An 18,964-nucleotide genomic window follows, 5' to 3' on the forward strand; every position below is an offset into this window, starting at 1 on the left:
CGCGTCCATGGGAGTCACGTCCATGGGGGTCACATCTCATTCAGCTTCACCCTCGGGTCGATCAGTCCGTAGAGCAGGTCGGCGAGGAGGTTTCCGGCGAGGACGGCGGCGGTGGCGAGGGTGGTCAGCGCGGCCAGCAGCGGGAAGTCGACGGAGGTGGCCGCCTCCACGGTGGCCGCGGCGATGCCCGGCCAGCTGAACACGGTCTCCACCAGCAGGGCGCCGGTGATGAGTTCGGGGACGCGGGAGCCGATCAGGGTGAGCACGGGCAGCAGTCCGGAGCGCAGGGCGTGGCCGAGCAGGACGGTGCGTTCGCTCAGCCCGCGGGCGCGGGCGCCGCGCACGGGGTCCTCCGCGAGGGCGTCGCCGACGCCCTGACGGACGTAGAGCGTGAACCAGGGCAGCTGGGAGACGGCGAGGACGCCGGCGGGCAGGATCAGGTGGCTCGTGACCTGGCCGAAGGTGACCTGTTCGCTGCCGGTGTCGGTGAGGCCGCCGGCCGGGAGGACGTCCAGGTGGAGGGCGAACAGCCAGACGGCGAGCAGGGCGGTCCAGAAGACCGGTGCGGCCTCCAGGGCGTACGCGAGGGAGGTGACCGTGCGGTCGAGGAGCGAGCCGGGGCGGCGGGCGGCGAGCACGCCGAGCACGGTGCCGAGCAGGACGGCGACGGCGAACGCGACGGCGCACAGCAGGGCCGACCAGACCAGGCGTTCGCCGATGACCTCGGCGACGGGCTGGCGCATGACGGTGGACTGGCCGAGGTCGCCGCCGAACGCGGAGGTCAGCCAGTCCCACCAGCGGGCGGTGAACGGCCGGTCCACGCCGAGGTTCTCGCGCAGCCGGTCCAGGGTCTCCTGGTCGGCGCCGAGCGCGGCGGTGCCGGCGTACGCCTTGACGGGGTCGAAGGGGGAGGCGGCGGCGACGGCGAACACGCCGAAGGTGACGACGAGCAGCACGGGCACGGCGAACAGGGCCCGCCGTGCCGTGAGCCGGGTCATCTCTCCCCAGGGGAGGGAAGTCATGCGCCGGGCTGCCAGTCCTCGACGTTCCACCAGGGGCCGCTGGCGAAGCCGTGCTCGTGCGGTTCGGTCTGGGTGGTGAGGTCCTGCCAGCGGTCGGCGAGGACGTACATGTGGTCGATGTGGGTGAGGAAGGTGTAGCCGGGGTTCTTCACCAGTTCGCGCTGGAGGTCGTCGTAGGCGGCCTCGCGGTCCTTCGGGTCCTGGCTGCGGCGGCCGGTGTCGAGGGCCTCGTCGACGGCCGGGTTGTCGTACAGGGCCATGTTGTTGAAGCCGTCCCCGGCGAGGGAGGAGTGCAGGAGCGTGTAGAGGCCGAAGTCGGGGTCGCCGGTGCTGCCGAAGCCGGCGAGGACGGCGTCGTGCTTCATCCGGGGCTCGATGACCTCCCAGGTGGCGCTCTCCACCTCGACGTCGATGCCGGCCTTCTTGGCGTCGGAGGCGTAGGCGAGGGCGTGGTCCTGGCGGACCTTGTCGCCGGAGGGGTAGTAGAGGGTGAAGCGGGCGGGGCGGCCGTCCTTGGCGCGGATGCCGTCCTCGCCGGGCTTCCAGCCGGCCTCGTCGAGGATGCTCTTGGCCTTGCCGAGGTCCTGGGGGCGTTCGACGTCCTCGGCGAACCAGGGGTCGTCGAGGGGCAGCGGGCCGTAGGCGGGGCGGCCGGCGCCGTCGAGGATCTTGTCGACCATGGTCTCGCGGTCCACGGCCAGGTCCAGGGCGCGGCGGATCGCGGTGTCGCCGGCGACCGGGTTGCCGGTGGGGAGGGTGACGGCGCGGAAGTCGTACGACGTCGCCCGGTACGTCTTCTTGCCGTCGTCGCTCTTGAAGGTGGCGGCGAGGTTGGGCGGGAGGGTCGCGCCGTCGAGGTCGCCGGAGCGCAGCCGGGTGGCGCGGACGTCGTCGTCGGCGATGATCGCCATGGTGAGCTTTTTCACCTTCGGCGCGCCGCCCCAGTAGTCCGGATTGGCCTTGAAGGTGAGCTTTTCGCCCTTGCTCCAGCCGGTGAGGACGTACGGGCCGGTGCCGACCGGCTCGGTGTTGAAGGAGCCGGTGTTGGGGTCCTGTTCGCCCGCTACGTGCTCGGGGACGATGGGCAGCACCGTGCGGGCGGCGAAGGCCGCGTAGGGGTAGTCCAGGGTGAAGACGACCTTGTCGTCGCCGTCCGCCCGGACCTGCTTGACGGCGTCGAGTTCGCTCTTGGCGGTGTTGTTGGTCTCGTCGTCCAGGACGGTGCGGTACGTGAACACCACGTCGTCGGCGGTGAGCGGTTCGCCGTCGCTGAACTTCACGCCGTCGCGCAGGGTGTACGTGTAGGTGCGGCCGCCGTCGCTGATCTCGGGGAGCGCCTTCGCCAGGGCGGGCTTCAGCTTCATGTCGGCGTCGCGGGCGAGGAGTCCGTCGAAGATCTTGGAGTTGCCGTCCTTGCCGTAGCCGAGCAGGGGGCTGAGGGTGTCCGGTTCGGACGGGACCCCGATCACGACGGAATCGGCGGACGCCCCGCCGTCCGCGCCGCCGTCGCCCGGCGCCGAGCAGGCGGCGACCGCGCCGGCCATCGCGAGCGCGGCGGCGGCACCCCGTATTCGTCGGGTCGTCATCGAACCTCACATCCCTGATGCCTGGAAATCGTTGTTGCATATTAATTGCAGCAAGGTACTGCCCAGGACACCGGCCCCTCACTCCCCCGCCCCGGCGGGCGGCGCCGCTCGTGTCAAGTGCGCAGGTGCGCGCCGGTGCGCGAGCTGCCGGGCGCCGTCCGCGCGCCCCCTGTGGCCGCTTGTCACCGGACCGGAACGGGCACTACTGTCACCACGCCTTGGTGACGGGAAATCGGTGCGACACCGGTGCGGCCCTCGCCACTGTGATCGGGAAGTCCGGCTCCAGTCCTCACGGACGGCCACTGGGTCCTTCGGGACCCGGGAAGGCGGAGCACGGGCGGTGGTACCCGTCAGCCAGGAGACCGGCCAAGGCGCGTCAACCATCCACGAGGTGCTGGAGAGGGTCTGCTGAGCCATGCACATAGCCGAGGGTTTTCTGCCACCGGCGCACGCGGTCGCCTGGGGCGTCGCGGCGGCGCCGTTCGTCGTCCACGGAGCCCGGTCGCTCGTCCGCGACGTCAGGGAGCATCCCGAGAGCACGCTGCTCCTCGGCGCGTCGGGAGCGTTCACGTTCGTCCTGTCCGCGCTGAAATTGCCGTCCGTCACGGGGAGTTGCTCCCACCCCACCGGCACGGGTCTGGGCGCGATCCTGTTCCGGCCGCCGGTCATGGCGGTGCTGGGCACCATCACCCTGCTGTTCCAGGCGCTGCTGCTCGCCCACGGCGGGCTGACCACGCTGGGCGCCAACGTCTTCTCGATGGCGGTCGTCGGCCCCTGGGCCGGGTACGGGCTCTACCGGCTGTTGCGCCGGTACGACGTGCCGCTGATGGTGGCGGTGTTCTCCGGCGCGTTCGTCGCCGACCTGTCGACGTACTGCGTGACGAGCGTGCAGCTGGCGCTCGCCTTCCCCGACCCGGGCAGCGGCTTCCTGGGCGCGCTGGGCAAGTTCGGCTCCGTCTTCGCCGTGACGCAGATCCCGCTCGCGGTGAGCGAGGGGCTGCTGACGGTGCTGGTGATGCGCATGCTGGTGCAGTCGAGCAAGGGGGAGCTGACGCGGCTCGGGGTGCTGGTGACATCGGCGGCCGGGCGGAAGACGGCGGACTCGGCGGAGGCGGTGGCCCGATGAGCCGCAACGCGAAGATCAACACGCTGCTGCTGGTGCTCGTGGCCGCCCTCGCCGTGATCCCGCTGGTCTTCGGGCTCGGCGACCACAAGGAGGAGCCCTTCGCCGGCGCGGACGCCGAGGCGGAGACGGCGATCACCGAGCTCGACCCGGACTACGAGCCCTGGTTCTCGCCGCTGTACGAACCGCCGTCCGGCGAGATCGAGTCGGCGCTGTTCGCCCTCCAGGCGGCACTCGGCGCGGGCGTCCTCGCGTACTACTTCGGGGTGCGGCGCGGGCGTCGGCAGGGGGAGGCTCGGGCGCTGGAGCGGCTGCGGGCGGAGGCGGACGCGGACGCGGATACGGATACGGCGGACACGGACACGACGGACACGGACACGGACGCCGAGGCCGTTTCCGAACGACGACGGGGCTGACGGCACGTGCTGCCGATCGACGCGGCGGCGCACGGCAGTCGCTGGCGCCGCCGTCATCCCGTGGACAAGGCCGTGCTGGGGCTGGGCCTCACCGTGCTCGCGATCTCGCTGCCGCCCTGGCCGGGCGCGGCCCTGGTGCTGGTGGCGGCGCTCGCGGTGCTGCTCGGCCCGGCGGGGGTGCCGGGCCGGCGGCTGTGGCGGGCGTACCGGGTGCCGCTGGGCTTCTGCGTCACCGGGGCGCTGCCCCTGCTGGTGCGGGTGGGCGGGCCGGGCGGGTTCGTGTCCTGGGCCGAGGACGGGCCGCCGCGCGCCGGGGAGTTGCTGCTGCGCACGTCGGCGGCCTCGCTGGGCGTGCTGCTGTTCGCCTTCACCACGCCGATGTCCGACCTGCTGCCGCGTCTGGTGCGGGCCGGGGTGCCGGCCCCGCTCGTGGACGTGGCGCTGGTGACGTACCGGATGAGCTTCCTGTTGCTGGACTCGGTGCGCCGCGTCCGCCAGGCGCAGGCGGCCCGGCTCGGGCACACCACCCGGGCGGCGACGTGGCGTTCGCTGGGCGGGCTGGGCGCGACCGCGTTCGTCCGGTCCTTCGACCGGGCGGCGCGGCTGCAGACCGGGCTCGCCGGACGCGGTTACGACGGCACCCTGCGCGTGCTGGTGCCCGAGGCCCGTGTCTCCGTCCGGTTCACGGCGCTGAGCGTGGTGCTCCTGGTGGCGCTGGCCGCCCTCACCCTCGTACTGGAAAGGCGACTGCCGTGAGTGAGTCCGTGCTGCTGGCCCTGCGGGGCGCGTCGTTCGCGTACGAGGACGGCCCGCCCGTGCTCGGCGGCCTGGACTTCGAGGTGCGCGAGGGACGCGCGCTGGCGCTGCTGGGACGCAACGGCAGCGGCAAGACGACGCTGATGCGGCTGCTGAGCGGCGGACTCCGGCCCGACGACGGTGAGTTGACCGTCGAGGGACGGCCGGTGCGCTACGACCGCAAAGGGCTGACGGCGCTGCGCACCACCGTGCAGCTGGTGGTGCAGGACCCCGACGACCAGTTGTTCGCGGCGTCGGTCGGCCAGGACGTGTCGTTCGGGCCGCTCAACCTCGGCCTGTCCGACACGGAGGTGCGCGCCCGGGTGGCGGAGTCGCTCGCCGCGCTGGACATCACCGCCCTCGCCGACCGTCCCACGCACCTGCTGTCCTACGGGCAGCGCAAGCGGACGGCGATCGCGGGCGCGGTCGCCATGCGGCCCCGCGTGCTGATCCTGGACGAGCCGACGGCGGGCCTGGACCCCGACGGCCAGGAACGCCTGCTCGCCACCCTCGACGGCCTGCGCGGGAACGGCACGACGGTCGTCATGGCCACCCACGACGTGGACCTCGCCCTGCGCTGGGCCGACGACGCGGCCCTGCTCACCCCGTCGGGCGCGCACACCGGTCCGGCGGCCGACATGCTGGCCCGCACGGACCTCCTCGCGGCGGCGGGGCTGCGGCTGCCGTGGGGGGTGGCGGTCGGGCGGCTGCTCCGGGCGCAGGGGCTGGTGACCGGCTCGGCCACCGGCCCCCGCTCCCCGGAGGAACTGGCGGCCCTGGTGACCGCGTCCGTCACCGGCGGTGACGCACGGCTCCCCTGAGGGCGGGCCGGTCCGTCATGCCACTCGGGGAATCCGGCCGCCGTCGCCTCGGCCACCGGCTCCGTCGAGGCCGAAGGGCTCCCGCCTCCGGGGCCTCCGGCCGCGACACCGAGGCGTAGGTGAAGGGCGACGTCGACGCGGACACCCTTGTTGTCACCCGCGTGCCGCGCGGCAAGCTCGGCATCACCGATCCCCGGCTGCCCGCGGCAGACGCCGCTGTCATGCGGCAGGGACAGGCGCGACCACCGGCGGGTTGAGGCGGGCGAAGCCTTCCTGGCGCTGGTAGGGGAAGTACGGGTAGGGCGCCGTCCTGCCGCTCGCCGCATCGAGTTTCGCCGTCTGGTCGGGCGTGAGCGTCCAGCCGACGGCACCGAGGTTCTGGCGGAGCTGGTTCTCGTCGCGGGCACCGATGATGACGGAGGAGACGGTCGGTCGCTGCAGCAGCCAGTTGATGGCGATCTGCGGAATGCTCCTGCCGGTCTCCCGCGCGATCTCGTCGAGGGCGTCGACCACGCGGTAGAGGTGTTCGTCCTCGACCGGCGGGCCGTAGTCCGCGGTGCGGTGCAGTCGGCTGCCGGCCGGGAGCGCCTGGCCGCGGCGGACTTTGCCGGTGAGCCGTCCCCAGCCGAGCGGGCTCCAGACGAGGGCTCCGAGGCCCTGATCGAGCCCGAGGGGCATCAGCTCCCATTCGTAGTCGCGGCCGATGAGTGAGTAGTAGACCTGATGTGCGACATAGCGCGGGTGGCCGTGCCTCTCCGCGCTCGCCAGGGACTTCATCGCCTGCCAGCCGGAGAAGTTGGAGATGCCGAGGTAGCGGACCTTCCCCGCCCGCACGAGATCGTCGAGCGTCGACAGGACTTCCTCGATCGGCGCGCCGGCGTCGAAGGCGTGCAGCTGGAACAGGTCGATGTGGTCGGTGCCGAGCCGGCGCAGGGCGTCCTCGCACGCGGTGATCAGGCGTGCCCGGGAGGTGCCCGCGTCGCCCGGGCCGTCGCCCATCGGCAGGCCGGTCTTGGTGGACACGATCACCTGGTCCCTGCGGCCTTTGATCGCCGCGCCCAGCACCTCCTCGGAGGCCCCGCCGGAATAGACGTCGGCGGTGTCGAACATCGTGATCCCGGCGTCGAGGCAGATGTCCACCAGACGACGCGCTTCTTGCGCATCGGTGGTGCCCCAGGCGCCGAACAGCGGTCCCTGGCCGCCGAAGGTGCCGGCGCCGAAGCTCAGTGCGGGGACCTTGAGGCCGGATGCGCCCAGCCGCCTGTACTCCATGACTGTTCCTCTCACGTCGCCCGATCCAGTTAACGGGTCTGGAGTTCCGTTAATATGGCTCTCAACGTAGCAGATGTGAGTGATTAACGAAACTGGAGTCCCGTTATGGGGTTTGAGGATGCTGATCCGGGGACCGTCCGTCCTGGTGGGCGCACGGCGCGGGTGCGGGCGTCGGTGCTGCGGGCGGCCGGGGACGCCCTGGCGGAGCACGGCTTCGCCCGCCTGGACCTCGCCGACGTCGCGCGCCGTGCCGGGGTGGGCAAGACCACCGTGTACCGCCGCTGGGGAACGGTGACCGGTCTGGTGGCCGATCTGCTGCTGGACATGGCCGAGCAGTCGCTGCCGCGCACCGAGACCGGTTCGCTGCTCGGTGATCTCAAGGCCAACGCCCGGCTCGTGCAGCGCACCTTGGCCGATCCGCGGCAAGGAGCGCTGTTCAAGGCGGTGATCGCCGCCGCCACCTGCGAGGCGAAGACGGCCGAGGCCCTGCACCGCTTCTACGACATCCGCGTCGAGGAGTGGGCACCCTGCGTCCGACAGGCCGTCGACCGTGGCGAGGTGCCCGAGGGCACCGACGCCCACGAGGTGATCCGCGCCGTCTCCGCCCCCCTCTACTACCGCCTGCTGACCACCGGCGCCCCCCTCGACGAAGCCGCCGCGGACCGGGCCGCCGAGGCCGCGGCGGCCGCGGCGCGTGCGGGAGCGTACCTACGGGGCGACGAAGGCCGCGGGTGACCGGCTTCCCGCGTCCGTCGCTGAGCGCGGGCCGCCGTGCGTGATCTCCGGGGGCACGGCGTCTCCGGGTTCCTCCGGCCCCTTCGGCGCGTGTCCCGGCCACACCCCCTTGATGGCCGACTCGACCGCGGCGATGCGGTCGGCGAGGAGGGCGAGCGCCGCGACCGCCCGGGACAGGGCGTCCTCGTCGGGGGCGCCCAGGGTCAGGGTGCGGACGTGGGCGGACTTCACCTCGGTCCAGCGGGCCGCCTGTTCGGCGGTGAGCGTGCCGCGCAGTTCGGCGAGTTTGAGGAGGTTCGCCTCGGCACCCGTGGTGAGGGTCTGGGCCTCGGCCGTGTAGTGGTCGTCGATGACGGCGGCCAGCTCGGTGTCGTTCATGACGGGCTGGATGCGCTGGGCGATCTTGTTCATGTTGCGGTAGGAGCCCTGGAGCCGGAACGGCGGCTCGGTGCGGGCGTCGTCGGACCGGGCGGCGGAGGCGATGTACGCCGCGTTGACGGCGAGGACCGTGCGGCGGGCGGTGAGCAGGTGGCGCAACACCGCCAGGACGCGTTCCAGTTCGCTGGGGGCGTAGGGGTGGGTGAGGCGGTCGGCGCGGGCCGTGGGGTCGTTCCCGGCGAGGCGGATCAGCAGGTCCAGGTCGGCGCGGTCGCGGCCGGCGAGCGGGGCGAGCACCGGGTTGGCGGTGAGGGCGTTCTCCACGAAACTGAGCGCGAAGACGTCCTCCTTGCCGGTGAGGACGTCGCCGAGGTTCCACACGTCGGCGCGGTTGGCCAGCATGTCGGGGACCCGGAAGGCGTCGCCGGACTCGGTGTAGGGGTTGCCGGCCATGCAGACGGCGAACCGCTTCCCGCGCAGGTCGTAGGTGCGCGGCTCGCCCTCCCACACGCCCTCCATCCGGCGCGTGGCGTCGCACAACGGGATGAACTTCTGCAGCAGTTCGGGCGAGGTGTGCTGGATGTCGTCGAGATACAGGAGGGTGTTGCTGCCGGCGGCCAGCGCGAAGTTGATCTTATCGATCTCCTGGCGGGCGGTGGCGTTCGGTGCCTCGGCCGGGTCGAGCGAGGTGACCGCGTGGCCGAGGGCCGGTCCGCTGACCTTCACCAGGACCAGGCCGAGGCGGTCGGCGACGTACTCCATGAGGGTCGTCTTGCCGTAGCCGGGCGGGGAGACGAGCAGCAGCAGGCCGCCGGTGCCGGTGCGGCCCGACTCGCCCGTGGTGCCGAGCTGTTTGGCGAGGCTGTCGCCGATCAGCGGGAGGTAGACCTCGTCGACCAGCCGGTTGCGGACGAACGACGACATCACGCGCGGCCGGTGGTCGTCCAGGCGCAGCCGGGCGCGCTCGGCGGTCACCAGGGCGGTGCGGCGGCGCTGGAAGGCGCGGAAGGCGGGTGCGTCACGCTCCCTGAACTCCTCGGTGCGGGCGAGGAACTCGTCCAGGCGGAGGGTGAGACGGCGGTCGGTGATCCGGGGGTGGGCGCCCAGCAGGCCGTCCACGGTGACGGTCAGGGGCGCGTCGGAGGTGTGGCGGGGCGTGTCCGGGCAGAGCTCGGCGGCCACGGCCTCCGCGAGGTCGCCGGCGGTCATCCGTTCTCCGGTGGTCGCGGCGTACGCGGTCAGCCAGGCCTCGACCAGTTGGCGGCGGGCGGTGAGGCCGGCGAGGGCCGGGAGGTCGTCGTCGTAGGCGTCGGTGGCGACCTCGCGGCGGAACGTGTCGAGGAGCGTACGGGTACGGGCGCTGAGGACGAAGCCCTCGGGGCCGGTGGTCAGTTCGTCGAGGAGGTACGCGGCGCAGGCCTCCGGGCGGACGGCGGCGTCCTCGTCCCAGGCGCGTACGGCCCCCGCGAGTTCCGTGCGCAGCGCGTCCAGGGCGGGCGGGGGGCCGAAGGCGTCGCGGACGCGGGCCAGGGAGCGGGCGCGGCGGGTGAGGTCGGCGCGTTCCTGGGCGGTGGTGCCGTGCGCCCAGTACAGCAGGGCGTGGGCGCGGGCGGCGGGCTCGTGGCGCAGCGGGCCCGCGCCGTCGTACAGGGGCAGGACGGCGGTGAGGATCGCGGTGGCGTCGTGGTCGTGGACGCCCCGCTCGTACCCCTCGTCGTACGCCTCCTCGGCGGCCCGGCGGACCAGGGCGGCGAGGTCGTCCGTGCCGGTCAGGGCGTCGGGGCCGGGCTCGTGCAGCAGACGGGCGGCGAGGTGCTCGGCGCGGTAGACCTCGGGCGACTCGGACGGCAGGTGCCGGTGCCGGAGCGGACGGTCGGCGAGGAGGGCCGGGTCGGTGACGGGGGCGCGGTAGTCGGTGCCGGTGAGGGCGAGCGCGAGGCCGTCGCCGTGCGGGACGACGGTCAGGTCGAAGGGCTGGGTGGAGACGGCGAACCGGTGGCCGCCCAGGCGGAGGGCGCGTCCGCCGTCCGCGTAGAGGTCGGTGCGGTCGCGCAGGGCGCGGGCGGCCTCCTGGTGGGCGGAGCGCAGTCGGCCGTCGAGTTCCTCGGCCCGGCCGCGGTCGCCGAGTTCGCGCAGTTCGTCGGCGGTGCGGCGGACCTTGGCGACCAGGGGGTCGGAGGCGAAGTAGGTGCTCACCGCGTCGGCGTCGGGGAGCGCGGCGGAACGCCGCGTGACCGTCTCCAGCACGCGCACGGCGGCGGAGGCGAGCTGCTCGGCGCGGCGGGCCCGGGCGTCGGACAGGCTCTGCTTGCGGGCGGAGAACGCCTCGTGGATCTCGGTGCGCCGGTCGGCGAGCTCGCCGAGGACGTCGTCGAACTCGGCGAAGCGGGACTCCAGGGCCTCCAACCGGGCCAGTACCGGCGTCAGTCGTTCGTCGCAGGCCTCCGGGGTGCGGGCCGCCGCGAGGGCGCCGGTGACCGTCTGGCCGAGCAGGGCGAGTTCGGCGGCCAGACCGGCACGCGCCTCACGGTCGAGGAGCGCCCGGCGGCGGGCGTCGAGGGTGGCGCGGGCGCGGTTGACGCCGCCCATCGCCTCGGCGACCCGTTCCAAAACGGCCGTGCGGACGGTGGTGTCGGCGATGTCGAGCCCGGCGACCACCTCGGTCACCGTGCCCAGCCCGTCGGCGAGCTCGTCCAGACGGGTGGCGACCGGGACCGCTTCGGCGGCGGTGGTGATCGCCCCGGCGTCGGCGACCAGGCGCTCGACGTCCGCGTGGTGGGCGGCGAAGGCGTCCTCGCGGGCCAGGAAGGCGATCGCGCGCTGCCCGAAGGAGGCGAGGTCGGCCCCGGCCCCGTCGGCCAGTGCGTCGATGCGGGCGTGGTCCGCGTACCGCATCTCCTTCAGGGTCAGCAGATGGCCCTGGGCGTGGCGGAGTTCGGTCAGTCCGGTGACCCAGGCGGCGGCCTCGCGCGGCTGCTCGCCGCGCAGCCGGCGCACCACGGAGGCGATCCGGTCCGCGGCCTCGTCGAGCGCGTCGGCGGCCCGGACGGTGAGGTCGCGCACGGTCTCGAACTCGGCCAGCACCTGGTCGGAGGTGGCCCGCATCTCTTCCAACGGCGTGCGCAGATCGCCGAGTCCGGTGTCGCCCAGCCAGTGGTGGGCGTCCAGTGCGCGGACGCAGGCGGCCACCAGGGCGGTGTACACCTCGGTGGTGGGGGTGGTCTCGGTGACGGAGCGGGCCAGGGACAGGCAGTCGGAGATGCCGCGTACGAGGTCGGCGTTGCCGACCCGGGCCAGCGGGCCCTCGCCGACGGGCTGTGCGGCGGCGTGGGTGTCGGAGACGTAGGGCGAGTGCCACAGCTGCACGGGGTGGACGCGGGCGGGGTCGTCGCCGTCGGGGCGCAGCAGGGCGAGGAGTCCGTCGTCGAACAGCGCCCAGCCGTGGCAGGCCATCGGGGTGGCGACCGCCTCGCGGATGAGGTTGTACGACAGCAGCAGCGCGCGCCCGCGTCCGGGCGCGTGGAAGACGTACAGCACGTCCTCGCCGTGCGGCGAGCGCACCTCGTGGGCGAACTCCATGCCGTCCGTGTCGAGTTCGTACGTCTTGTGCGGGCCGGTGGCGAGGCAGTAGCCGCCGGGGAAGACGATGCCCTGGTCGTCGGGGAGCCGGCGGCAACCCTGTCCGATGCCGTCGAGGCGGACGACGGACCGGGTGAGGGTGTTGAAGACCAGGTGGCGGTGGGCGGTCTCCTTGTAGGGGAGGATCCGCAGCAGGATCAGGGGGCCGACGCGGGCGTGCGCGATCTCGGCGTCGGCGAGGGACTGCAGGGGCTCGTCGACCGGTTCGCTGTGGATGCCGTCGGGGGTGTCGGTGTCGTCGTCGGTCTTGACGGTGAGGGTGCCGCCGAGGGTGTCGACGAAGACCTCGCCCCGGACGGAGACGTGCGGGTGGCGGCCGAGGACGTGGTCCTCGCGGGTGGTGGGCGTCCAGTCGACGCCGGCGGGCGGGGTGCGGGCGTGGTCGCGGTCGCCGCGCGCGTCCAGGAAGACCGCCGAGCGGCCGTCCTCCGGGATCGTCCAGCGCAGGACGCGGATGTCGCCGGCCTTCTCCCCGGTCTGGAAGACGGCGAGCAGCTTGCCGTCGACCCGGCGCAGCCGCAGCAGGCGCGCCTGGCGGTAGTAGCGGTGCAGGGCGGCGAACTCGCGGACGAAGCCGGGGTCGTCGAGGAGCCCGGGCACGGCGTCGTCGGGGAGCCGGTTCAGCTCGCGGTCGTGCGGGGCGAGGACGTCGCCCACCGTGGTGTCGGCCTCCGGGCGGGGCCGGGTGTCGTAGCCGAAGAGCAGGACGTTCCCGACGGCGACGATGTCGCGGGGTACGGCGGTGCGGTCGGTGCGCAGCCGCTCGGTGCCGGTGAGGCGCAGTTCCGGGGCGCCGAACTCCTCGGTCCGGCGGTGGTTCAACGCCTCCGCGCGGCGGGCTAGTTCGGCGGCCCGGTCGGCGAGGCGGTCGCGCAGCACCTGGTAGGCGCCACCGTCGACCGCCGGGTGGGCCGCGGTGCGGTGGTCACCCGCGTCGGGGGTCTCGCGCGGGGCCGTGTTCGTGGGCTCGTGGGTGCCGGTGGTCATGGCTGCCTCTCGGAAGGTGCGGCCGGGAGCCGCCGTCCCCTGCGCGGCGGCTCCCGGCCGGAGGGTGGTCAGGCCCCGGCGCGGCCGTTCGGCACGGCCAGCGGTGTGTCCGAGAGGCCCAGCTCACCGGCCTTCTCGATCAGTTCCTTGAACCGTCCGGTGTTCTCACCGCCCTGCTGCATCAGCCGCATCAGCAGCGCGGACACCGTGAGGTTCTGCACGTCGGCGGTGGAGACGGAGCCGAGGATCCGGCTCAGGTCGTCGGTGAAGCTCGCCGAGCCGTCCAACCAGGGTCCGGCGAGGGCCTGCGCGGTCTCGGAGTTCTTGACGAAGCCGTCCACGCCCTTGCCGAGCGCGATCGAGGAGACGAGGCGGTCGAAGAACACCGACTCCCCGCCGACGATGTTGATGTCCGCGTTCTCCAGTCCGGCGGCGAGGACGGTGGCCTGTGCCTCGGCGATCTGCCGCTGCGCGTCCAGTCCGGCGAGCCGGACGTCCTTCTCGGCCTCCAGCCGCAGCCGGTACTCCTCGTGGCCGCGGGACGCCTCGTCGAGGGCGGCCATCGCCGCCGCCTTCTCGGTGAGGCCGGCCGCCTCCGCCCGCAGCCTGCTGCCGATGGCCTCCGCGTCGGCGAGGGCCTTGGCCCGCGCCCCCTCGGCCTCGGCGCGCAGCCGGGCCCCGGTGGCCTCGGCCTCCGCGCGGCCCGCCTTCTCGATGACGTCGGCCTCCTTGTCACGGACCTGGACGACGGCCAGCCCCTCGGCCGCGGACTCCGCCTGGACGCCCTCGGCCAGCCGCAGCTTGGCCCGTGCGTCGAGGTCGGCGGTCTTCAACCGGGCCTCGGCGAGGGTGAGTTCCTCGGCGGCGCGGTGCGTGGCGGCCTGCTCGGCGGCCTCGGCGGCCTTGATGTCCTTGACCAGCTTCTCCTGCGCCTCGGCCTCCGCTGCGATGATCACGGCCTGCCGCTGCCGCTCCGCCTCCTCCACGGCCCGCAGCTTCTTGATCGACTCCTCCTGCTCGGCGACCGTACGGTCCACCGCGACCCGCTCCCGGACGACCTCGGCGATCTCCCGCTTCTCCGCCTCGACCTCCTTGTCGGCGGCGATCCTGGTCAGCTGGGTCTCCCGCTCGCGGGCGATGACCTCCAGGAGGCGGTCCTTCTCGATGCGCTCGCTCTCCACGGCGATGACCCGCTCGCGGTTCTTGGCGGCGACGGCGACCTCACGGGCCTGGTTCTCGCGCTGCACGCCGAGCTGCTCCTCGGTGCGCAGGAAGGCGCTCTGCGCCCGCAGCCGCTCCTCCTCCACCACCCGCGCAGTCTCGGCCTCCTCGCGGGCCCGTACGGTCTCGATCTCCCGCTTCTGCTTGATCTCGGCGTCGGCCTGCCGGCGCTCCAGCTCCAGGATCGCCTCGCGCGCGTCGACGTCCTGCCGGGTGATCTCCTTCTGCTCGTTGCGCTGGGCCTCGTTGGTGCGGACGTGCTCCACGGCCGTCAGCTCGGTGATCTTGCGGATGCCCTGCGCGTCGAGGACGTTGCCCGGGTCGAGCTGGGTCAGCGGCGTCTGCTCCAGGTAGTCGATCGCCGCGTCCTCGAGGTGGTAGCCGTTCAGGTCGACGCCGATGACCTCGATGATCCGGTACCGCAGTTCCTCGCGCTTGGTGTAGAGGTCGGTGAAGTCCAGCTGCTTGCCGACGGTCTTCAGCGCCTCGGAGAACTTGGCGTGGAACAGCTCCTGGAGCGTGTTGCGGTCGCTGGCCCGCGCGGTGCCGACGGCCTGGGCGACCTTGATGACGTCGTCGACGGTCTTGTTGACCTTGACGAAGAACGTGATGCGGATGTCCGCGCGGATGTTGTCCCGGCAGATCAGGCCTTCCTTGCCGGCCCGGGTGATCTCGATGGTCTTCACCGAGATGTCCATCACCTCGGCCTTGTGCAGCACCGGCAGCACGACCGACCCGGTGAAGGTCACGTCGACCCTGCGGGTCCTGGAGACGATCAGCGCCTTGCCCTGCTCCACCTTGCGGAACAGTTTGGAGACGACGAGCAGGCCGATGAGCACGAGCAGCAGGGCGACGCCGACGAGTACGGCGATGCCCACGGTGGCGGCATCCATGGGACACGTCCTCCTGGACTGGAAAGTAGGTCGAGCGGTGCCTCGTTGACGAGGCGGGTGAAGGTCCGGTGGAGGAGGAGACGGCGCAGCGGCCGCCGCGGTTCTGCGCCGGGCGCGGACGGACGCCGTCCGCACCCGGCGCGCCCCCCCTGCTCACCGCTCACGTCGGGGTGGCAGCACCGCTCCCCTCCGGGTCCCGGCCCGGGCACCTGCCGGTGCCCGGCACCGGAACCATCCGCGGTGCTCCCCGCGGACCATGCTGCCCGCTCGGGACGGACTCGCGCATTGCCGGAACCCGGCAATGTTCATTAGTGTCTTGATGCCGGTGTGACACAACCGGCGCGTCAGGGAAGCGTCAAGAATCGGGGGGAAGGCGTGACGGAACGGCAGGTCCCGGAGGAGTATCTCGAGGGCTATGCCCACATCCTGACCGAGGTCGCGGCCACGGGCAGACGCCTCACCCGGGACGAGATCGCCTCCCGGCGGGCCCTGGGGGAACGGGCCGCGGAGGCGGGCTTCGGTCTGCGGTCCCTCGTCAACGCGCATCTGTCCGGCGCCCGCGGGGCGTGGCCGCGCGGGGCGGACTCGGCCGACAGCGCGCTCGTGGCCGTGCAGCAGGTCGTGGACGCGTTCGCCGAGGGGTACGAGCGGGCCCAGCGGATGGCGGTGCGTCAGGAGGAGGCGGCGCGGCGTGAGTTCATCGACGACCTGCTCTACGGCCGCAGCGATCTGGGACGGCTGGCGGAACGCGCCGGGCGCTTCGGGCTGCGGCTGTCCCACGAGCACGCGGTCGCCGTCGCCCGGGGCGCGGTCGCCTACGACGAGGGCGACCCCGTACCGCGGCAGGTGGAGCGCGCCCTGCTCTCCCGGTTCGGTGACCGCAGCATCCTGCTCACCACCAAGGACGGACGGCTGCTGTGCATCGCCCCCGGGCACCAGCGGGAGGTGCTCACGTACTTCGCGAAGCAGGCGCACGCCGCCACCGACGGCGGCCAGGTCGCCATCGGCCGCCCGCAGCCGGGTCCGGGCGGTGTCGTCCAGTCCTACGAGGAGGCCCTCGGCTCACTGGAGATAGCCGAGCGGCTGGGGCTCGACGATCCGGTGCTGCGCGCCGCCGACCTGCTCGTCTATCCCGTACTGGCCCGTGACCGCCAGGCGATGGCCGACCTGGTGCACAACACCCTGGGGCCGCTGGCCACGGCCCGCGGCGGCGCCGCGCCCCTCCTGGACACGCTCACCGCGTACTTCGACTCCGGCTGTGTCGCCGCGGAGGCGGCCCGGCGGCTCTCGCTGAGCGTGCGCGCGCTGACCTACCGTCTGGAGCGCATCCACAAGCTCACCGGCGCCAACCCGTCGGACCCGTCCCACCGCTACATGCTCCAGACGGCGGTGATCGGCGCACGCCTGCTGGACTGGCCCGCCGGCGAGTCGTGAGGGGGGACGCCCGGGATGCTCCTATGGATGTCAGTCCTCGACCAGGGTGATGTCCCGGTGCTCGGCCGCGTGGAAGGCGGGCAGCAGGAGGACGCCGCCGGGGCGCAGCTCCACGAGGGTGGCCTCGACGTGGGCCCGGCCCTCCTCGAGGGCGTTGTCGGGCACGGTGGCGGTGTCCTCCCAGCGGTGCTCCTCGCCGTCGCACACCGCGCGGGTGCCGCCGCCGGAGTAGTGGGTGTCGGACGAGGACCGGCCGACCGAGGAGCTGACGAAGACCGGCCCGTCACCGCCGAGGCAGCGGTAGGTACCGGAGAGGGTGACGGCGCCGTCGGCCATCCGGCCCTCCGCGTCCACCGTCACGGACTCCGAGGTGGTGGAGGGGGCGGCCGACGCCGGCGAGGGGGCCGCCGCGGCGAAACCGAGCAGCAGCAACGCGGAACCGGCCGCGGCACCGAGGACGGGACGTACGGACATGGGGAACCTCCCGAAATGAGCGGAACAAGGAGCTCCACCAGTACCCGGCGTGGGGCCCGGGCCGGTCGTCGTCACCCCTTCGGTGGCGAGTCGGCCGCGGCCGTCGGGGAACCGTCCCGGGAATGTCCTGGGGCTGTCACGTTTCCCGGCCGGCGGTTCCGACGCGTGCGCGTCCCGGGCATGGTCTGTGCATACGACCCATTCGGATCGTTCCACCTATGTGGAGGTGCGCCATGTGTGCCCACCGGTCTTCCTGCCCCCGGCCCCATGACTCCGCCGCACATGTGGTGGCCGCCCACCCCGAGCAGGGCTGGAGCCTGCTGTGCGACGGTGCGATCGTCTTCGACGACACCGGCGAGCTGCTCCCCGACGGCCGGGTGATCGCCCCGCACCGCGTCCCCGCCGACCGGCTCGCCGTCGCCGCCTGAGCCGATTGCCGCCTGAGCCGGTCGCCGCCTGAGCCGGTCCGCCCCGCTCAGGGCAGCAGGGCGAAGCCGTCGAGTTCGACCAGGGCCTGTTCGTCCCAGAGGCGGACCACCCCGACGACCGCCATCGCCGGGTAGTCGCGGCCGGCCAGCTCCCGCCAGATGCGGCCGAGTGCGCGGGCGTGGGTGCGGTACGCGGCCACGTCGGTGGCGTAGACGGTGACGCGGGCCAGGTCGGCGGGGGTGCCGCCGGCCGCGCGCAGGGCGGTGAGGAGATTGGTGAGGGCCCGCGCGAACTGTTCGGGCAGGGTGTCCCCGACCACCTCGCCGTCGGCGTCGAGGGCGGTCTGGCCGGCCAGGAACACCAGCCGGGAGCCGGTGGCGACGACGGCGTGGGAGAAGCCGGCCGGCGGGGAGAGTCCGGGCGGGTTGACGCGCTCGGCGCTCACCGGTCCTCCACGTTCCGGTACAGCTCCTTGGCGATGACGCCCCGTTGCACTTCGCTCGCCCCTTCGTAGACGCGGGGTGCGCGGACCTCGCGGTAGAGGTGTTCGAGCAGGTGCCCGCGCTGCAGGGCGCGGGCACCGTGCAGCTGGACGGCCCGGTCGACGACGTACTGCGCGGTCTCGGTGGCCAGCAGCTTCGCCATCGCGGAGCGCCGGGGCACGTCGGCGGCGCCCTCGTCGTACGCCGTCGCCGCCGCGTACACCATGAGCCGGGCCGACTCCGTGCGCAGCGCCATCTCGGCGACCTGGTGGGCGACGGTCTGGAGGTCCTTCAGCTTGCCGCCGAACGCGTCCCGCCGGGCGGTGTGGGCGAGGGTCGCGTCCAGGGCGGCCTGCGCCATGCCGACCGCGAAGGCGCCGACGCTGGGGCGGAACAGGTTGAGGGTGTCCATGGCGACCCGGAACCCCCGGTCGGCCTCACCGAGCACGTCGTCGGCGGTCACCGGTACGGCGTCGAAGCGGAGGGTGCCGACGGGGTGCGGGGAGAGCATGTCGAGGCGGCTGCCGGTGAGGCCGGGGCGGTCGGCGGGAACCAGGAAGGCGGTCACGCCCCGCGCGCCGGCGCCGGGGGTGGTGCGGGCGAAGACGGTGTAGAAGTCGGCGTCGGGGGCGTTGGAGATCCAGCACTTCTCCCCGGTGAGCCGCCATCCGGAGCGGCCCTCGGGGTGCGCGGCCAGGGACGCCGGGGCCGGGGCGGCATCCGGGGGCGCCGGGGCCGGGGCGGCACCCGACGCCGCCGCGTCCCGCTCGGCCAGCTCCGCCGTGAGCGACAGCGCCGCCGCGTCCGAGCCGGCGTCCGGCTCGCTGAGCGCGAACGCCGCGACGACGCTGCCGTCGCTCACCCCCGGGAGCCAGCGGGCGCGCTGGGCGGGGGTGCCGTGGGCGTGCACCGGGTGGGCGCCGAGGCCCTGGAGGGCCAGGGCGGTCTCCGCCTCGGTGCAGGCGTGGGCCAGGGACTCCCGCATCAGGCACAGGTCGAGGGCGCCCGAGGTGAACAGGCGGGGGAGCAGGCCGAGGGTGCCCAGTTCGGCGACCAGGGCGCGGTCGACCCGGCCGGGTTCACCCTTCCCGGCGAGTGGCCGCAGGCGTTCCGCGGCCAGTGCGCGCAGCTCGGCGCACCAGGCGAGTCGTGCCGGTTCGAGCGAGAATGCGGTCATCGCCGGTCCCTTCCCTCGCCTCCGGGCCACTCCCGAGGTTATCGCGAACCGTTGACTGCCGTCACCAACACGATACGCTC

At 73.3% G+C, this 18,964-nt stretch carries 15 protein-coding genes and 1 riboswitch; of the genes, 7 read left to right on the plus strand and 8 right to left on the minus strand.

The annotated features are described in order from the left end of the window. Positions 1-29: 29 nt before the first annotated feature. Both AB0A94_RS03465 and AB0A94_RS03470 read right to left on the minus strand, forming a co-directional pair. Positions 30-998: an ABC transporter permease gene (locus tag AB0A94_RS03465; protein ID WP_361738464.1), complete on the minus strand. Its 969-nt coding sequence runs from the start codon at positions 996-998 to the stop codon at positions 30-32. A gap of 20 nt (positions 999-1,018) precedes the next feature. Then, positions 1,019-2,608 carry an ABC transporter substrate-binding protein gene (locus AB0A94_RS03470; protein ID WP_361738151.1) on the minus strand — a complete coding sequence of 530 codons (1,590 nt, stop codon included), beginning with the start codon at positions 2,606-2,608 and terminating at the stop codon, positions 1,019-1,021. Between the two features lie 202 nt (positions 2,609-2,810). After that, a riboswitch (cobalamin riboswitch) is annotated at positions 2,811-2,994 on the plus strand. Between the two features lie 29 nt (positions 2,995-3,023). Here AB0A94_RS03470 and AB0A94_RS03475 point away from each other — a divergent pair. The 4 genes from AB0A94_RS03475 to AB0A94_RS03490 are packed head-to-tail and all read left to right on the plus strand — an operon-like array spanning position 3,024 to position 5,763. After that, the gene (locus AB0A94_RS03475; protein WP_361738154.1) at positions 3,024-3,734 is read left to right on the plus strand and encodes an energy-coupling factor ABC transporter permease; all 711 of its coding nucleotides are present in this window, start codon (positions 3,024-3,026) and stop codon (positions 3,732-3,734) included. Next, positions 3,731-4,147 carry an energy-coupling factor ABC transporter substrate-binding protein gene (locus AB0A94_RS03480; protein WP_361738157.1) on the plus strand — a complete coding sequence of 139 codons (417 nt, stop codon included), beginning with the start codon at positions 3,731-3,733 and terminating at the stop codon, positions 4,145-4,147. Before AB0A94_RS03475 ends, AB0A94_RS03480 begins: the two co-directional genes overlap by 4 nt. 6 nt (positions 4,148-4,153) lie before the next feature. Further along, positions 4,154-4,903, plus strand: a complete 750-nt coding sequence (gene cbiQ, locus AB0A94_RS03485; protein WP_361738160.1) for a cobalt ECF transporter T component CbiQ — start codon at positions 4,154-4,156, stop codon at positions 4,901-4,903. Further along, positions 4,900-5,763, plus strand: a complete 864-nt coding sequence (locus AB0A94_RS03490; protein WP_361738163.1) for an ATP-binding cassette domain-containing protein — start codon at positions 4,900-4,902, stop codon at positions 5,761-5,763. The genes cbiQ and AB0A94_RS03490 overlap by 4 nt, the downstream gene beginning before the upstream one ends. A 219-nt stretch (positions 5,764-5,982) precedes the next feature. Here the strand turns inward: AB0A94_RS03490 and AB0A94_RS03495 are convergent, their stop codons facing one another. Continuing rightward, positions 5,983-7,035, minus strand: coding sequence for an aldo/keto reductase (locus tag AB0A94_RS03495; protein ID WP_361738166.1), 1,053 nt, complete (start codon positions 7,033-7,035; stop codon positions 5,983-5,985). Between the two features lie 105 nt (positions 7,036-7,140). Between AB0A94_RS03495 and AB0A94_RS03500 the strand changes: the two genes are divergently transcribed. Continuing rightward, the gene (locus tag AB0A94_RS03500; protein WP_361738168.1) at positions 7,141-7,770 is read left to right on the plus strand and encodes a TetR/AcrR family transcriptional regulator; all 630 of its coding nucleotides are present in this window, start codon (positions 7,141-7,143) and stop codon (positions 7,768-7,770) included. Here the strand turns inward: AB0A94_RS03500 and AB0A94_RS03505 are convergent. Together AB0A94_RS03505 and AB0A94_RS03510 are read right to left on the minus strand one after the other, a co-directional pair. Beyond that, the gene (locus AB0A94_RS03505) at positions 7,744-12,774 is read right to left on the minus strand and encodes a DNA repair ATPase (RefSeq protein WP_361738171.1); all 5,031 of its coding nucleotides are present in this window, start codon (positions 12,772-12,774) and stop codon (positions 7,744-7,746) included. The genes AB0A94_RS03500 and AB0A94_RS03505 overlap by 27 nt on opposite strands. Before the next feature lie 68 nt (positions 12,775-12,842). Next, positions 12,843-14,888: a flotillin family protein gene (locus tag AB0A94_RS03510; protein WP_361738174.1), complete on the minus strand. Its 2,046-nt coding sequence runs from the start codon at positions 14,886-14,888 to the stop codon at positions 12,843-12,845. A 375-nt stretch (positions 14,889-15,263) separates the two neighbouring features. Here AB0A94_RS03510 and AB0A94_RS03515 point away from each other — a divergent pair, with 375 nt between their 5' ends. Beyond that, a complete protein-coding gene (locus AB0A94_RS03515) occupies positions 15,264-16,322 on the plus strand; it encodes a helix-turn-helix domain-containing protein (protein ID WP_361738177.1) in 1,059 nt (352 codons plus the stop codon). A gap of 30 nt (positions 16,323-16,352) precedes the next feature. On the opposite strand, the gene AB0A94_RS03520 is transcribed toward AB0A94_RS03515, so the two are convergent. Further along, a complete protein-coding gene (locus AB0A94_RS03520; protein ID WP_361738180.1) occupies positions 16,353-16,796 on the minus strand; it encodes a DUF6299 family protein in 444 nt (147 codons plus the stop codon). Positions 16,797-17,029: 233 nt separating this feature from the next. Between AB0A94_RS03520 and AB0A94_RS03525 the strand changes: the two genes are divergently transcribed. Beyond that, positions 17,030-17,224 carry a DUF5999 family protein gene (locus AB0A94_RS03525; RefSeq protein ID WP_361738183.1) on the plus strand — a complete coding sequence of 65 codons (195 nt, stop codon included), beginning with the start codon at positions 17,030-17,032 and terminating at the stop codon, positions 17,222-17,224. A 47-nt stretch (positions 17,225-17,271) separates the two neighbouring features. Here the strand turns inward: AB0A94_RS03525 and AB0A94_RS03530 are convergent, their stop codons facing one another. Then, positions 17,272-17,670, minus strand: coding sequence for a RidA family protein (locus AB0A94_RS03530; protein WP_361738186.1), 399 nt, complete (start codon positions 17,668-17,670; stop codon positions 17,272-17,274). Beyond that, the gene (locus AB0A94_RS03535; protein ID WP_361738189.1) at positions 17,667-18,884 is read right to left on the minus strand and encodes an acyl-CoA dehydrogenase family protein; all 1,218 of its coding nucleotides are present in this window, start codon (positions 18,882-18,884) and stop codon (positions 17,667-17,669) included. Before AB0A94_RS03535 ends, AB0A94_RS03530 begins: the two co-directional genes overlap by 4 nt. Between the last annotated feature and the right edge of the window lie 80 nt (positions 18,885-18,964).

Source organism: Streptomyces sp. NPDC044984, assembly GCF_040646935.1.
Classification (GTDB): domain Bacteria; phylum Actinomycetota; class Actinomycetes; order Streptomycetales; family Streptomycetaceae; genus Streptomyces.